We start from the raw sequence: 16,377 nt of genomic DNA on the forward strand, positions 1-16,377 counted from the left end.
TAAATTAGTTCGGTTACAATTTTGATATTTCAGTCTTTGCAATCTCAAATTCATTGATTATCTCAGAGATTATGACATCTACAGGTTTAATATCATGGATTAATCCAGAAATCTGACCAATTTCTAATTCACCTTCATTTAAATCACCTTCAAACATACCTTTTTTTGCTCTAGCCCTACCTAAAAGTGCTTTAAGTTCCTCCACGGTTGTACCTTTTTGGTATAGCGCCTGTACATCATCATAAAACTTATTTTTAATCAATCTTACCGGAGCCAATTCTTTTAAGGTTAATTGTGTATCTCCCTCTTTTGCGTCAACGACCACTTTCTTAAACGCATCATGAGCCGAACTTTCTTCACTAGCCACAAATCTGCTACCTATTTGTACACCATCAGCTCCCAGAACCATACAGGCCAACATTCCTCTACCAGTAGCTATCCCACCTGCCGCAATCAATGGTATGTTTATGCTTTCCCTAACCATGGGAATTAAAGTAAGTGTCGTAGTTTCATCTCTTCCATTATGCCCTCCAGCTTCAAAACCTTCGGCTACAATAGCATCAACACCTGCCTCTTGGGCTTTTAATGCAAATTTTACACTACTTACAACGTGAACTACAGTAATACCTTTCTCTTGCAGCCATGTTGTCCAAGTTTTAGGATTTCCAGCAGAAGTAAAGACGATTTTCACACCTTCTTCAACTATAATATCCATTAATTTTTCAATGTCGGGATATAACATTGGTACATTTACCCCAAACGGCTTATCCGTAGCTTTTTTACATTTTTGGATATGCTCCCTAAGGATTTCAGGATACATTGAACCTGCTCCTAACAAACCTAAAATCCCAGAATTACTAGCTGAAGAGGCTAGTCGCCAACCACTATTCCATACCATACCAGCTTGAACAATTGGGTATTCTATATTAAAAAGTTCGGTAATTCTATTGCGCATTATTGCTTAATAATTTTGATTGTTTTTGATATACCTTCTGTATCAACTTTTGCTAGATAAATTCCACTGGAAAAGGAAGACATATCAATTTCGTTATATTCCACAGAAACTAAAAACGAATTTAACTTTTTGCCCAGTACATTATATATACTAACGGTGGCAGTAACATCCTCTGACCTTAAATTTATATAAAGCAAATCATTTACAGGATTTGGAAACAGTTTCACATCAAAATCTTCGGGTTCAGTTGGATTATTCAAGAAACCGGTATTCAAAGCCAATTGTAAATCAGGGATACCATGTCCTAAAAAATTGTCTGGCGCGCTGTATTGTGATGCTGACTCTTTTACCAACTGCATGATTTCAACATTGGTTTTATTTGAAAGGGCTTGCCATAGACAGGCAATCCCACCAGCTAAAATTGGTGCACTAAACGATGTCCCATTTGCTCGAGCAACAACATTGTTTTCAGTAATTACATAGCTTAACCCTCCCTGTGCAACTACATCTGGTTTTTGAACACTTTGAAACACGGTTCCAACAGAACTAAAATCTAAATAATCGCCCAAGGCATCAACTGCGCCCACTGACAGTACATTTGGAGAATCTGCTGGTGCGGTAACACCCCAGCTTCCAGAGTTACCTCCAGACGTTACAAGTAAAAGCCCTTTTTCAAAAGCTATAGTTGCACCTCTAGTAATAAAAGCGGTATTGCCGTCCATATCAGATGGCTCATAATCATATTTTGTACCGTCAAAATCTGAATACCCTAGAGACGTATTAATGATATCCACCCCCAAGCTATCGGCCCTTTCTGCAGCTTCAACCCAATAACTTTCCTCAACTGGTGTCTCACTAGTAGCATCTTCGGTAATAAATAGATAATAAGAAGCGTCTGGTGCTGTTCCTACAAATTGATTTTCAATATAACCTACCATACCACTCAGCACCAACGTTCCATGGTTACTTGTAGTGCCTGTATAAACATCATTATCCCTATTAACAAAATCGTATGCTCCAAGTAAACGTCCGTCATCTCTCATCCTTTGAAAAGCCTCTATGGTATTCACATTTGGAAAACCCGAATCTAAAACGGCAATCGTTATACCTAAACCTTTATAATTAAGCATATGCAACTCATTCCCATTGAACATTTCAATTTGATTGGCGGCATTACCATAATTAAAATTAGTTAATGCGCCTTCTAACTTATCTATTTTTTTAGATTTAAAACGCTTATCTGAATTGAGATTATCATTTGCAAAATCGATATTGCTGACAAAACTGAGATTTCCTAAAGCCTCAATATCTGCTTGACTTCCTCTGACATGAACGGCATTAAACCATTTAGATTTTGCTAAAACAATGATTCCCGTAGCACTTTTTATTTGGGTAATATATTTTTCATTAACAGGGACATCACGACTATCAATTAAAACCCCATGTTTATTTTTTCTATCTATAGATTTTTGGGTAAGAATTGTAGAAGGGTTAGCTATTGAAGCTGCTACATTTTCCTTGTCAATTAAAAACACCCATGCATCTTCTTGAGCACCTGAGAAAAGTGGTAAAAAACACACTAACAAAACAAGGTAAATGTTTTTCATAACAAGCGATTTGGACTCACTAAGTTACGAAATAACTCCTGAACCTATAAGTTCGTCCTTAATATACCAAGCAGCAAATTGACCTTCAGTAATTGCAGATTGTAATGACTCAAATTCTATATATAGTCCGTTTTCAAATTTATAGAGCATTGCTTTTTCAAGTGGTTGTCTATATCTTATACGAACATTCACTTCTAAAGATTCATCTGTTTTTAAAGCTAAATCTTCTCGTATCCAGTGTATGTCATTATTATTAATGAAAAGGGCTTTCTTTAAAAGTCCAGGGTGGTTTTTTCCTTGTCCAGTATATATAATATTGTCATCAACACTGGTATCAATAACAAAAAGTGGTTCTGGTGTGCCGCCAACGGCTAAACCTTTACGCTGCCCTTTTGTAAAATAGTGCGCCCCTTGATGTTCTCCAACTACCTTACCATTATCGATGCTATAATCGATTTTTCTTGATAGATATTGAAGTTCATTCTCTTTAGTAACAAATTGCTTTTTTGTATCACTATATATAGATGCATTTTCTGGAACCTCAACTATTACACCCTGTTTAGGCTTAAGCTGTTGTTGCAGGAAATCAGGAAGTTTTACTTTTCCAATAAAACAAAGTCCTTGAGAATCTTTTTTTTCTGCAGTGACTAAATTTAATTTTGTAGCAATAGCCCTTACTTCTGTTTTTGTGAGTTCTCCTATCGGAAATAAAGCTTTAGATAATTGTTCTTGTGATAGCTGACATAAAAAATAAGATTGATCCTTATTAGTATCAACACCAGAAAGTAATTGATAAATGGTCTGTCCATCTTTTTCTAGAATATTTTTTCTGCAATAGTGACCAGTAGCTATATAATTAGCTCCTAGTTCTAGAGCAATATCCATAAATACGTCGAACTTAATTTCACGGTTACATAACACATCAGGGTTTGGTGTTCTGCCGTTTTCGTATTCTTTGAACATGTAATCCACAATACGTTCTTTGTATTGTTCACTCAAATCTACAGTTTGAAACGGAATATTTAATTTATTGGCCACCAGCATAGCATCATTACTATCATCCAGCCAAGGGCATTCATTAGATATGGTAACAGAATCGTCATGCCAGTTTTTCATAAACAAGCCAATAACCTCGTAGCCTTGCTCCTTTAATATATATGCTGCAACGCTAGAGTCTACTCCTCCTGAAAGTCCGATGACTACTCTTTCCATAAACCACATGACGTAATTTGAGAGTGCAAAGATACACAAAAACTAAGCTTATCATTAAAAGAAAAACATCGATGAAATGCACAAAAAAGATATTTTGTTTAATTTTTACATTTTTTTATGAAACGTAATTTGTTTTTATGTTTAACTTATTTATATATTTGTTAAACAAAATATTTTAAATATAAAAATACTATGAAAACATTAACAGCCACAAAAAGATTTTTAATGCTATTTTTAGCTACAGTATTCGTATTCTCCTGTAGTGATGATGATGGTCCAGAGCCATTTGTTCCAACAAACAGTCTTGTTGAAATCGTTCAAGCCACACCTCAATTGTCAAGCTTAGAAGCAGCACTTTTAAAGTATCCAGATTTAATTAGCACATTAAGTGGAAACGGAAACTTTACAGTTTTTGCTCCTACCAATGATGCTTTTGATGCATTATTATCAGCAATAGGTCAAACTAGTATAGACGATATTCCAGAAAATGTATTAAGAAACGTTTTAGAATATCATGTATATGCCACTGCTACGCTAACATCGAACCTAGTTGCTCCTGGTGATTTACAAATGGTAAACGGAGAAACAGCAACAATAACAGCAGATAATACTGGTACATTTATTGCCGGTGCTCAAATTGTAGGAGTTGATGCTTTAGGCACAAACGGTGTAGCACACATAATTGATAATGTAATGGTACCGCCATCAATAGCCCCAATAGTAGGTACCATAGTGGCACCTGCATTCTTTAACAAAGATTTTACAACACTAATAGCTGCAGTGCAAAATGCAAACGCAGATTTATTAACTGTTCTCTTAGGAAATGGGCCTAGCGGAAACGGTCTTACCCTTTTTGCACCTACAAATGCAGCTTTTGAAGCAGCAGGTATTACAGATGTAAATGGTGCTGATGCAGTATTACTTTATCACGTTATTGATGGAATTGTGAATGCTGCAGATCTTCCTACAACAGCAGGATCCGCTGCAGAAATAGCAACGGCCGGAGGTAACTTTTACTTAACTAATGCAGGCGCTGGTGTAACTATCAATGGTACAACTAATGTAGTAGCTACAGATATTTCTGGATCTAACGGCGTTGTACATGTGATTGATAGAACTTTATTACCACCTACTCAAACAATAAATGAAATTGTAGCAGATTTTGCAGGCGGTAACCCTGGAGAATTCACGTTGTTGGCTACTGCCTTACAAAGAGCTGGCTTAGGTGATACATTTGGTACAGATGGTCCTTTCACAGTATTCGCTCCAACAGACGCAGCATTTTTAGCTGAAGGATTAGACGCAGATACAATAAATAGTACAGATCCAGCTGCCGTAGCCGGAATTCTAACCCACCACGTAGTGAAAGCTAGTGCTTACGTATTCTCGAGTGATTTAGTTACTGGAGATGTTGAAATGTTGAATGATCAAAATGTAGGGATAGATGTAACTGCTTTAACAGTGCAAGATGCAGCAATGAGTAATCCTGCTGCAGGCTTAGTGCCAAGTTTATTAAACGTACACGCAACCAATGGTGTTGTGCATGTTATAGATAAAGTGTTGCTTCCAGCGGCACAGTAATTTAGTTTGGTTTGTTTAGTATAGGCAAGTTTTAAATCTTATAGTTAGTTATTAAAATATTGCCTACAAAAAAGTCTCTTAAGAAATTAGGAGGCTTTTTTCATTTTGAGGTACAATGAAAACTGGATTATGCATCAATACACAATTAAAATACGCCAATAGTTTGAAAATTAGACCGTTAATATATAATATAATCTCATTTTAATTTTTGTTTTGTTTATTTTTTTTGTAAATTTGTTAAACAAAGCAGTTGTATTAATAATAGTTAAAATAATAGCATAAGGTGGATATATCAGCAAATATCTTGGGTGGTGCAGCCTTGACTGATGCAGACAACAGGGTAAGCAACATAATTGCTGTTGATGTTTAAGCTTAAAATGGTGTTACAAACGTAATCATCAAGGTTGTTTTACCACCTTTACCTTAAAATATTTAGTTTGGTTTGTTTGGTATAGGCAAGTTTTAAAGTTTATAGTTAGTAATAAAAATTGTCTATGAAAACGGCCCCTTGAGAAATTAAGGGGCTTTTTTACGGCTTATATTTACTTTTTGGCGTGAAGTCTTTAGTTTCTTTTAACTTACCCTTTTCATAATACTGCCAAATCCCGTGTTTCTTTGCTTTTTTATATTGGCCTTCAACAATTAGCTCGCCCTTAGGATTAAAGAATTTAGCGTCTCCATGGAGCTCGTCATCAACATAAAATATAATTTTTAAAACAACTCCTTTTAAAGAATAATTAATCGCTTTGCCTTGACGCAACCCATTTGTATAATTTGTTTCTTCGGCCACTTGCTCATTTTTATAATAAACAAATCGTTTTCCGTGAAGTTGCCCGTTGTCATTGTAATGTTCAAGCGTTAAAAGTTTATCCGAATCTTTTTGGTAATATTCCCATGTACCGACATAAATTTTACCTCGCATCTTACCTTTACTGATAACTTTACCTTTTGAAGTAAAAAAAGTGACCAGAGCTAAATCTGTGCTATCATTAAACTGTCGGGTTGCACTTAAAACAGCTTTTCCTTTAATGTTTTTGTAAAACTTGAAAACCCCTATTTCCTTATCATTGTTGAATGCCCCTTCATATCTTAAAACTTTAGTACCGTCAAAATACTTGCTCCAAACACCATGGCGTTTGCCATTTTCATTAAATTGATTAAAGGTTTGAGCTAGCAGCCCATTTACAATAACAAATAAAAAAAAGATAAAGACTAGTTTTTTCATTAATAAGCTAAACTTGAGGTAAATAAATTATTAACGGCAATTGGTAAAATTTGGTATAACAAAAAAGCTGCCAAAAGGCAGCTTTAAATTTATTTTTTTCTTTTCTGTTGCATTTGCTTTTGTTGTTCTGCCTGCTCCATCATTTGTTTCATTCTGGCCTGAAACTTATTTTGCTTTTTTGGCTTCTTTTTATTCTCTTGAATTTGTGCATGGATTTTATCCTCATCCAATATGTAATTTTTGATTACTAAAATGATTCCGATACTAATTAAATTTGAAATGAAGTAGTACAAACTCAACCCAGAGGCATAGTTATTAAAGAAGAACAGCATCATTATTGGAGAGAAATACATCATATACTTCATCATTTTACCCATATCGGGCATGCCTTCCTGTTGCGGTTGCGATTGCATATTTTGCCCTGTGGTTAATTGCATATAGAAAAATATAGCAATAGCCGCTAAGATTGGGAACAAACTTACATGGCTTCCGTAGAACGGAATATTAAATGGTAAGTTGGCTATGGTATCATAAGATGATAAATCTTCTGCCCACAAGAAGCTTTTTTGCCTTAAATCAAACGCAGAAGGGAAAAACTGGAAGAGCGCATAAAACACTGGCAACTGTATTAACGCTGGCAAACAGCCTGCCAACGGACTTGCGCCTGCCTTGGTTTGCAATGCCATGGTTTCTTGCTGCGCTTTCATTTTATTATCCTTATACTTCTCTCGAATGGCATCCAGCTCTGGCTTTAAAATTTTCATTTTTGCCTGAGATAAAAATTGTTTGTATTGTACGAACGACAATAATATTTTTACTAAAATGGTCATTACTACAATAGCAATTCCATAAGGCATGAAACCACCCAAGAAGCTAAAAAGTGGCATAAAGATATAGCGGTTTATCAAGCCAAAAATACCCCAGCCAAATGGTACGATTTCATCTAGATTTCTATCATAGCTATTCAAGATTTTGAAATCGTTAGGGCCAATGTACCAATCCATTGATTCGTTGATTTCACCCCCTTTTAATTCCAAAGGAATTTTAGAAGCAAACATTTTGGTATAAACGGTATCTACCGCTTCATCTTCTACTAAATTTTCAGTAGTGATTTTTGCAGATTTGAATGGTGCATCCGTTAATAAAACAGAAGAGAAAAAGTGTTGCTTATACCCAATCCAAGCAACATCGTTTAAGTCGTCATCTGCATCACCCATTCCAGTGTAATCTGCATTTCCGCCATCATGTTCATAATGAATATCAGTATATCTGTTCTCATATGAAATACTTTTAGCATGGCGGTACCCTTTCAATTTCCAATCTAAATCAATAGCTTGAGAACTGTTGATGACATCTCCAAAACCTTGAGACTTCACGCTAAAGTCAATCATATAATCATCTGGCTTCAACTCATATCTGTATTCTAAAAATTTACTTTCAGAAACTTTAAATTTCATTGAAACTATAGTGTTTTCACCATTTTTGGACACCGTAGGCTGAAAATAGCGTTCTTTAGTATTGATAACCCTGCTATCGGTAGTACCAAAACCTAGATTAAAAAGTGCGTTATTATCTTTAATAATGTAGATAGGCACTGAATCATAATCTACAAAATTCTTCAATTTCACCTCAGATAAGTAACCTCCTCTATGGTTAAAAGTAAGCTTAAAAACATCAGTCTCCACTACGGTTTCGTTTTCTCCAGTAGCTAGTGTTTCAGAATATGCTAAAATTCCTAGTTTGTTTTTGAGTTCAATAAGTCCAATAGAATCTAAATCCTTAGCGGGCACATAGTCTTCTGGTGTGGTAACTAAAGTTTGATTATCGGTTTTTGCCTTTTGCTCCGCTTCAACCTGTTCTTGTTTTGCTTTTTCTTGGGCCTCTAGTTCTTCTGGTGTTGGTTTGTTCTGCCAGAACATGTAAATCATTATTCCAAAAATGAGAACAAAACCTATAATCGAGTTAATATCTAACTTTTTTTCTTCCATAATTTTATATACTCCTCCTTTTATAGGAGGAGATTAAGAGGTGGTTATTGTTTAAAATTGTCTTTAATAGCTTCTAACACTAAGTCTATATCCTTAAAAACTTCATTGTTTGTAAATCTAACTACAATGTAGCCAAGTTGATTTAGACAATTTGTTCTTTTAAAGTCGTTTTCATTGTTGATGAAATTATCATGAACTTTCCCATCAACCTCTATTATTAATTTTTCAGAAGGACAATAAAAATCAACAATATAATTTTCAATACTATGTTGTCTTCTAAATTTTCTTCCATCCAACTGACTCCCTTTCAGACCTTTCCATAATTTAGATTCGGCCTTAGTGGCATTGTTTCTTAAGTCCTTTCGGAAGCCTTTTAAATATGTTCTGTTATGAATTTCGTTATTCATATTACTTAAGTTAACCACTCCGTCCTGCGGACACCTCTCCTTAAAAAGGAGAGGACGGTTTTGTATGTCAAAAAGCTGTCCAATATATAATAAAATGCCACAATGGCACTTATTTAGAGTTTTTATGTTTTAATGATGCTTTTACAAACCCTACAAATAAAGGATGCGGGTTGGCCACTGTGCTTTTATATTCTGGGTGATATTGTACCCCGATAAACCAAGGGTGATCTGAAATTTCGACAATTTCTACCAAATCTGTCTTTGGGTTTAATCCTGTAGCTTGCATTCCACCTTTTTCAATTTGATATCTATAATCACTATTAAATTCGTAACGGTGTCGGTGACGCTCGCTAATATGCTCTGTTTTATAAATTTTTTCAACCCTACTACCGGGCATTAAGGCACAGTCCCAAGCCCCTAAACGCATAGTACCGCCTTTATTGGTAATGGTTTTTTGCTCTTCCATTAAATCAATTACCGGATGTAATGTGTCAGGGTCCATTTCAGTTGAATTGGCGTTACTTAAATTCAGTACATTACGCGCAAACTCTATTACTGCCATTTGCATCCCTAAACAAATTCCTAGAAAAGGCACATTGTTTTCACGTACATATTTTACAGCTGATATCTTCCCCTCAATTCCACGTTCTCCAAAACCTGGAGCTACGAGTACACCATCTAAATGCCCCAACATTAAATGTGCATTCTCATCATTTAGATATTCAGAATGTACTGATTCTACATTTACCTTTACCTCATTGGCTGCACCTGCATGAATAAAGGACTCTAATATTGACTTATAGGAATCTTGTAATTCTACATATTTACCAATTAAACCAATATTGACTTCGGTTTTTGGGTTTTTATAGCGGTGCACAAACTTGTTCCAATTTTCAAGTTCTGGTTTTGTACTATCAAGCGAAAGCTTTTCTAAAACCACTTTGTCCAAACCTTCCTTGAGCATTAAGTTAGGCACATCATAAATGGTTGATGCATCTATGGATTGGATTACAGAATCAGCAGTAACATTACAGAACAATGCTAATTTTCTGCGCAAATCTTTTGGTAGATTATGCTCTGTTCTACAAACTAAAATATCGGCCTGAACTCCACTTTCCATCAATGTTTTTACACTATGCTGCGTAGGTTTTGTTTTTAATTCGCCTGCGGCAGATAAATAAGGCACTAAGGTTAAATGAATAACAATACCATTATGTTCCCCTAAATCCCAACGTAACTGTCGCACTGCTTCAATGTATGGTAAAGACTCTATATCACCAACGGTTCCTCCTATTTCTGTAATTACAATATCATAATCACCAGACTTTCCAAGAATTTGCACACGACGTTTAATTTCATCGGTAATATGTGGTACAACCTGTACCGTTTTACCCAAAAACTTACCTTCTCTTTCCTTTTGAATGACGCTTTGATAAATTCGACCAGTAGTAACGTTATTCGCTTGACTTGTAGGTACATTTAAAAAGCGCTCGTAATGTCCTAAATCTAAATCGGTTTCTGCGCCATCTTCGGTAACATAACACTCACCATGCTCGTAAGGATTTAAAGTTCCAGGATCTACATTAATATAAGGGTCTAGCTTTTGTATGGTAACTCTATACCCTTGTGCTTGTAATAATTTGGCTAAAGATGCGGCGATTATGCCTTTTCCTAATGAAGATGTAACCCCTCCGGTTACGAAAATGTACTTAGTTTTGGTCGTCATGTTGCGCTGATAAACGCAGGCAAATTTACAAAATTAAAATAGTTATTAGTTAATAGTTTTTTAACTATTTAAAACGATGTTATTAACAGTGGTTTTCTTTGAAAACTATAAGGTTTGATATTGATTTTGTAAAAATTTCCGCTACCTTCGTTTAACGGCGGATATAAGCCATTAAATAACGGCGCATATGCGTCAATCCGTTAAACGAAACTAAAAAATCAACTTGTTTTTCTCCTTCATAATCCATTTCTTCAAATTCAATATATATGAAACAAAAAACCATCACCAATTTTAATACATCATCTAACACAAACCATTGGTTAATAGTAGATGACGTAGTAATGGGTGGTAAATCTTTTGGAAATTTTAAGATTAACGATAATGGTAATGGCATGTTTTATGGTAAAATTTCACTTGAGAACAATGGCGGATTTTCCTCGGTTAGATATAGAGGCACAACTGTAAATTGTAATGGTTTCACCAAAATAGTATTGCGGATTAAGGGTGATGGGAAACGTTATCAGTTTAGAATAAAAGAAGATACATCGCAAAGACATTCTTATGTTACTTATTTTACAACTTCTGGTGATTGGGAAACTATTGAAATAGCTTTAACCGATTTATTTCCGAAATTTAGAGGGCGAACTTTAGAAATACCAAATTTTTCTGGAGAGACTATTGCTGAACTTGGTTTTTTATTTGGTAACAAAAAGGCTGAACCTTTTGAATTATCAATTGATAGCATTACTTTACAATAGGTAAAACATTTTCATTATGAGCACCAAATACGATACTATTGGTATTGACTATAATTCTACTAGGAAAGCCGACACATACCTAACAAAACAACTTGTAACACATCTAAACCCTAATGCGAAGGGTATTTATTTAGATATTGGTTGTGGTACTGGAAATTACACAAATGCTATTTCGAAAAAAGGCTATTCGTTTATTGGTATTGACCCTTCTAAACTAATGCTTGAAAAGGCAAAATTATTAAATAATACAATTGATTGGCGTATTGCTACTGCTGAAGATACTGGTTTGGACGATAATATGGTTGAAGGTATCATAGGTTCTTTAACCATTCATCATTGGACAGATTTAAACAAAGCTTTTATTGAGTTAAAAAGAGTTTTAAAACCTAAAGGGCGTATTGTAATTTTTACCTCAACCCCAAAACAAATGAAAGGCTATTGGTTAAACCATTATTTTCCAAAAATGCTACAAGATTCTATAATGCAAATGCCTGATTTAGAAACTATAAAAAAAGCTATTTCCCAGTCTGGACTTCAGCTAAAAGATACTCACACTTATTTTATTCAACCAAATTTAGAAGATAAATTCTTGTATTGTGGTAAACACAATCCTGAATCGTATTTTGATGAGCAGATACGGCATGGTATTTCTTCGTTTTCTCATTTATCAAATAAAGAGGAGGTGGAACGTGGACTGGAACGACTACGAGAGGATATTTATAGTGGTGCTATAAAACATATTATGGATGCTTACCAAAATGATAAAGGCGATTATTTATATGTGGTTGCTGAAAAGGCTTAAGCATACATACAGTATTTTTTGGTTTTGACATGACACTTAGCAGATGGGGCGCGTTAGGGATTGAACGGCATGTTTGAAATCCCCGACGAAGGAGGGATTGAGTAGTGAAAGCCCGACCCGAAAGGGGAACGCCATAAAAAACATCATAAGTATTGGTCTAATAACTATCTAAACTGAGATCCCGCTGAAAAGCGGGATTAGTTCAACTATCTATTTTGAATTCGTCCTTCGGACTTTTCAAAATAGAGTTTTACTAAAAAAAGCCTGCCAACATACGTTAACAGGCTTTGAAAAAAGAAAAAGTTTGAGTTAGTCCTTCTTTTTACTTTCTAATTTTTTTACTGAATCGTACATTATTGGTGTTGCAATAAATAATGACGAGTAAGTACCTACGATAACACCCACAATTAATGCGAACATGAACCCACGGATAGAATCGCCACCAAAGATAAAAATGGATAGTAACACCACCAATGTGGTTAAGGATGTATTTAAGGTTCTGCTTAATGTGCTACTTAATGAGGAGTCTACAACGCGGTTGAATTCCCAACTGGTGTGCTCGTTGAAAAACTCACGAATTCTATCGAATACTACCACGGTATCGTTTAACGAATACCCAATTACCGTGAGGATTGCCGCAATAAACGCTTGGTCTATTTCCATGTTAAACGGCATTAACTTATAGGTTAATGAGAAGATGCCCAAGACGATTAATACATCGTGGAATACCGCCGCTACAGCACCTAGTGAGTATTGCCATTTTTTAAACCGTAGTAGAATGTATAGAAATACAACGATTAAGGATCCTATAATCGCAAAATATGACGCGTTTTTGATATCATCTGCAATGGTTGGGCTTACTTTATCGTTACGCATTAAACCAACGGCTTTATCTTCGGCATCACTTATAAAATCTTGATAAGTCATACCGTCAAAATAAGGCTGTAATGCGTTAAATAATGATGATCTTATTTCTTCATCAACCTCAGCACCAGTTTCATTCACTTTATATTTAGTTGTGATTTTTAACTGGTTAGCATCCCCAAATGTTTTGGCATTGGCACTACCGAATACTGCAGGATCTGATAAGACATCTGTAATCTCAGAAGGATTCATGTCTTGAGCAAAACGCACTTGATATGTTCTACCTCCAACAAAATCTACCCCTTGGTCTAATCCATTTGTAAACAATGAGCTTAACCCTATGGCTATTAAAATTCCTGAAATAATGTAAGCTATCTTTCTTTTCTTTAAGAATTCTACATTGATGTTTCTAAATAAGTTTTTAGTAATAGCTGTTGAGAATGTTAATTCTCCGCCTCGGTTAGTATACCAGTCAACCAATAACCTTGTAATGAAAATTGCAGTAAATAATGATGTTGCAATACCAATTAATAAGGTAGTTGCAAATCCTTTAATTGGGCCTGTACCAAAAATAAATAGAATTAATGCTGTTAAACCAGTAGTAATGTTGGCATCTAAAATTGATGACAATGCATTGCTAAATCCGTCTTTAATGGCTTCTTTTTGTCCTTTTCCTTTAGCAAGCTCTTCTCTTACACGCTCGAAAATAAGCACGTTAGCATCTACCGACATACCAATGGTTAATACAATACCCGCTATACCAGGTAAAGTTAACACCGCTCCTAATCCCGATAAAATCCCAAAGATTAATAGGATATTTAGCAACATAGCGATATCTGCAAATCCACCTACTTTTCCGTAGTAGAAAATCATCCATAGCAACACTACCGCTAAAGCAATTAAGAACGACATGGTACCACTATCGATAGATTCTTGACCCAACGATGGTCCAACAACCTCGCTTTGAATAATATCTGCTGAAGCTGGTAATTTACCAGCTCGCAATACATTTGCTAAATCTATTGCTTCATTTAAGCTAAAGTTTCCAGAGATTGAGGAATTACCACCTGAGATTGGTCCTGTTGTAACTCCCGGTGCAGAATACACCACATTATCTAAAACAATAGCAATTTGTCCACCTTGTTGGTAAGCCCTACCTGTCATTTCTTCCCAGATTTTAGCACCTTTACTATTCATTTGCATGGACACCTCTGGCTTTCCTGTTTGCCCGAAAGCATGTCTTGCATCCGTAACAACAGCACCACTTAATTCTGGAGTACTATCTCTGTTACCTTTTAGAGCATATAAATCAACAATCTCACTATTTTTTTCTGGTTTACTGAATGCAAATTTTACATAACGCATTTCGGCAGGCAACAAAGCTCTTACTTGTGGTTTATTTAAATACTCAAGAACTGTTTCTTTATCCTTAATTTCGAAAGAAGCAACAACTGGTCCTCCTTGATACCCAAAGCCTCTAATTAAGCTTCCCAATGGATTTGCGGTAGCAGTATTAACCTGTGTTGAATCTGTAGCTGCTTCTCCTAGAAGTTCATCAATTTTATCCTCTGTAGCATCTTCTTCATCTTGTGGTTCAGGGTCTTGTGTATCTTCCTCTACTTTCGCGATATCTTTTAAAACTTGATCTGCTTGAAATAAAAATTGCTGAAATTCTTGACCTTTGTACACGTCCCAAAACTCCAATTGCGCAGTGCTTTGTAATAATCCTGTAGCACGCTCAATATCTTTTACACCAGGCAATTCTACTAAAATACGACCTGAATTCCCTAAACGCTGAATATTAGGTTGTGTTACACCAAACTGATCAATACGCTTACGCAATACTTCAAACGCAGAGACGATAGACTCATCAATCTTGGTCTCGATGATACCTTGTACTTCTTCATCAGACATGCCACCATCAATTTCACCATCTAAAGCTTTGGTATAAAATATATCAGGTGAAGCTAGTTTTTTATCACCCTTAATGGCATCAAAAGCGATAAAGAAATCTTCTAAATACGTATTTTGACTATTCTTTTGAAGTTCTGAAGCGTTTTCTAAAGCTGTATTAAAAACCGGGTCTTTGGTATTGTTCGCCAATCCTTTCAATATGTCCTTTACCGATACTTGTAGAATAACGTTTAAACCTCCTTTAAGGTCTAAACCAAGATTCATGGCTTTTTGCTTTACCTCGTTGTAGGTATATTTTGCAACGCCTAAATTAAAAACGGTATCTGTTGCTTTCGCGTCTAGATAGCTTATTTCTTCTTGACTGCGCTTAGCACGATAGTCCTCTTCTGTTTCTGGGAACTTACTTATCGCCAATTCCTCAGCTTCTTTTTCAATTTGATTTGCTTTAAATGTGAATGATAATTGGTAAATACTTACCAAACCAAACAAAATAGCAAATAACTTAACTACTCCTTTATTTTGCATTTTTAAATGTTTGTGATCAAAATTTTCTAAACGCGCAAATATATACTTTGCATTTAGATTTGACAATTTTTATGTTATATATGAATTTGTATAGCTTTTTGAGAAAGCTATCGTTTCAAGGCTTTTTGAAATTCCGAAACGGCAGAGTGTGGGAACTTTTTAATAACCCTTTTCCCATTAGTAGTGAGGTCCTGCTCTAACTTCTGGTATTTGCTGAAATGCTTTATCTAAAGCGCATACATTTCTTTTATGAAAATTGAATGCCACATTTGATTCGGCATGCTCCTTCTCGGAATGTTTGTGAAATGAAGATGGTGCTGTTTTAGGCTTGTCAAACCTATCGGCTTTAGGCTTTAATTCTAAAACTACAATACCTTTAAGTCCAGAATCGGTTTCATTTCCGTTTTGTATTTCATGAACATCTAGGTTGTAAGCTATATCTTGGTCTTCAAGAGGAACGTCAAACGGCAGATCTTCATCATTATCTGAAGTATCCAGCTGAGACCTGATTCGGTTTAACAGTACTCGCTTTACCGAAGCCACATCATTATTACTGAAATAAGTAATCTTTAATTTACCATTTCCGTTTTCAACAACCTTATAATTTGTAACTCCAAGATTTTGAAGTTCACTTTTTAAGATGGAAATAGCAACCTGAGTATCAACATCGGCATGTTCTACATTGTTATATTGAAGTACAATTTCCTGATTGTGTAAATCTACTTGGTGGTGATTTACAAAACCAATGATGGCTGTTAAAATAACTAGTATGCCTATGTACTTTTTTAGACTCATGCGGCAAATATAAAAAAA

The 16,377-nt window shown here is 35.3% G+C and carries 12 protein-coding genes; 3 read left to right on the forward strand and 9 right to left on the reverse strand.

All coding sequences use genetic code 11. From position 1 onward, the window contains the following. Positions 1-13: 13 nt before the first annotated feature. From AC1B0Z_RS07065 to mnmA, 3 genes are read right to left on the reverse strand one after another with little or no spacing between them, the layout of a single operon-like run. Positions 14-955 carry an NAD(P)H-dependent flavin oxidoreductase gene (locus AC1B0Z_RS07065; RefSeq protein ID WP_483794916.1) on the reverse strand — a complete coding sequence of 314 codons (942 nt, stop codon included), beginning with the start codon at positions 953-955 and terminating at the stop codon, positions 14-16. Further along, on the reverse strand, positions 955-2,562 hold the full coding sequence (locus AC1B0Z_RS07070; RefSeq protein WP_483794917.1) for a S8 family serine peptidase: 1,608 nt from the start codon (positions 2,560-2,562) through the stop codon (positions 955-957). Before AC1B0Z_RS07070 ends, AC1B0Z_RS07065 begins: the two co-directional genes overlap by 1 nt. A gap of 24 nt (positions 2,563-2,586) precedes the next feature. Then, entirely contained in the window at positions 2,587-3,774 is a 1,188-nt protein-coding gene (mnmA, locus tag AC1B0Z_RS07075; protein ID WP_483794918.1) for a tRNA 2-thiouridine(34) synthase MnmA, read from the reverse strand. Positions 3,775-3,966: 192 nt separating this feature from the next. Between mnmA and AC1B0Z_RS07080 the strand changes: the two genes are divergently transcribed. Next, positions 3,967-5,355: a fasciclin domain-containing protein gene (locus AC1B0Z_RS07080; protein ID WP_483794919.1), complete on the forward strand. Its 1,389-nt coding sequence runs from the start codon at positions 3,967-3,969 to the stop codon at positions 5,353-5,355. A gap of 529 nt (positions 5,356-5,884) precedes the next feature. Here AC1B0Z_RS07080 and AC1B0Z_RS07085 read toward each other — a convergent pair. The 4 genes from AC1B0Z_RS07085 to AC1B0Z_RS07100 form a co-directional block, all read right to left on the reverse strand. Next, positions 5,885-6,580, reverse strand: a complete 696-nt coding sequence (locus AC1B0Z_RS07085) for a toxin-antitoxin system YwqK family antitoxin (RefSeq protein WP_483794920.1) — start codon at positions 6,578-6,580, stop codon at positions 5,885-5,887. Between the two features lie 89 nt (positions 6,581-6,669). Beyond that, positions 6,670-8,568 (reverse strand): membrane protein insertase YidC, encoded by a 1,899-nt coding sequence (gene yidC / locus AC1B0Z_RS07090; RefSeq protein WP_483794921.1) that lies wholly within the window; start codon positions 8,566-8,568, stop codon positions 6,670-6,672. Between the two features lie 44 nt (positions 8,569-8,612). Next, complete coding sequence (locus tag AC1B0Z_RS07095) at positions 8,613-8,975, reverse strand: endonuclease domain-containing protein (RefSeq protein WP_483794922.1); 363 nt, start codon at positions 8,973-8,975, stop codon at positions 8,613-8,615. A 109-nt stretch (positions 8,976-9,084) separates the two neighbouring features. After that, on the reverse strand, positions 9,085-10,701 hold the full coding sequence (locus tag AC1B0Z_RS07100) for a CTP synthase (RefSeq protein WP_483794923.1): 1,617 nt from the start codon (positions 10,699-10,701) through the stop codon (positions 9,085-9,087). Between the two features lie 266 nt (positions 10,702-10,967). Here AC1B0Z_RS07100 and AC1B0Z_RS07105 point away from each other — a divergent pair, with 266 nt between their 5' ends. Then, positions 10,968-11,459 carry a CIA30 family protein gene (locus AC1B0Z_RS07105; protein WP_483794924.1) on the forward strand — a complete coding sequence of 164 codons (492 nt, stop codon included), beginning with the start codon at positions 10,968-10,970 and terminating at the stop codon, positions 11,457-11,459. Between the two features lie 16 nt (positions 11,460-11,475). Beyond that, positions 11,476-12,261 (forward strand): class I SAM-dependent methyltransferase, encoded by a 786-nt coding sequence (locus AC1B0Z_RS07110; protein WP_483794925.1) that lies wholly within the window; start codon positions 11,476-11,478, stop codon positions 12,259-12,261. Positions 12,262-12,570: 309 nt separating this feature from the next. Here AC1B0Z_RS07110 and secDF read toward each other — a convergent pair whose 3' ends face one another. Both secDF and AC1B0Z_RS07120 read right to left on the reverse strand, forming a co-directional pair. Then, positions 12,571-15,564, reverse strand: a complete 2,994-nt coding sequence (gene secDF, locus AC1B0Z_RS07115) for a protein translocase subunit SecDF (RefSeq protein ID WP_483794926.1) — start codon at positions 15,562-15,564, stop codon at positions 12,571-12,573. Between the two features lie 177 nt (positions 15,565-15,741). Continuing rightward, the gene (locus AC1B0Z_RS07120; protein WP_483794927.1) at positions 15,742-16,359 is read right to left on the reverse strand and encodes a hypothetical protein; all 618 of its coding nucleotides are present in this window, start codon (positions 16,357-16,359) and stop codon (positions 15,742-15,744) included. Between the last annotated feature and the right edge of the window lie 18 nt (positions 16,360-16,377).

The organism is Hyunsoonleella sp. J2K-J805, assembly GCF_057167125.1.

Coding starts and splice junctions, on each gene's coding strand:
- AC1B0Z_RS07065 (WP_483794916.1), bottom strand. CDS start 955: ATGCGCAATAGAATTACCGAACTTTTTAATATAGAATACCCAATTGTT.
- AC1B0Z_RS07070 (WP_483794917.1), bottom strand. CDS start 2,562: ATGAAAAACATTTACCTTGTTTTGTTAGTGTGTTTTTTACCACTTTTC.
- mnmA (WP_483794918.1), bottom strand. CDS start 3,774: ATGGAAAGAGTAGTCATCGGACTTTCAGGAGGAGTAGACTCTAGCGTT.
- AC1B0Z_RS07080 (WP_483794919.1), top strand. CDS start 3,967: ATGAAAACATTAACAGCCACAAAAAGATTTTTAATGCTATTTTTAGCT.
- AC1B0Z_RS07085 (WP_483794920.1), bottom strand. CDS start 6,580: ATGAAAAAACTAGTCTTTATCTTTTTTTTATTTGTTATTGTAAATGGG.
- yidC (WP_483794921.1), bottom strand. CDS start 8,568: ATGGAAGAAAAAAAGTTAGATATTAACTCGATTATAGGTTTTGTTCTC.
- AC1B0Z_RS07095 (WP_483794922.1), bottom strand. CDS start 8,975: ATGAATAACGAAATTCATAACAGAACATATTTAAAAGGCTTCCGAAAG.
- AC1B0Z_RS07100 (WP_483794923.1), bottom strand. CDS start 10,701: ATGACGACCAAAACTAAGTACATTTTCGTAACCGGAGGGGTTACATCT.
- AC1B0Z_RS07105 (WP_483794924.1), top strand. CDS start 10,968: ATGAAACAAAAAACCATCACCAATTTTAATACATCATCTAACACAAAC.
- AC1B0Z_RS07110 (WP_483794925.1), top strand. CDS start 11,476: ATGAGCACCAAATACGATACTATTGGTATTGACTATAATTCTACTAGG.
- secDF (WP_483794926.1), bottom strand. CDS start 15,564: ATGCAAAATAAAGGAGTAGTTAAGTTATTTGCTATTTTGTTTGGTTTG.
- AC1B0Z_RS07120 (WP_483794927.1), bottom strand. CDS start 16,359: ATGAGTCTAAAAAAGTACATAGGCATACTAGTTATTTTAACAGCCATC.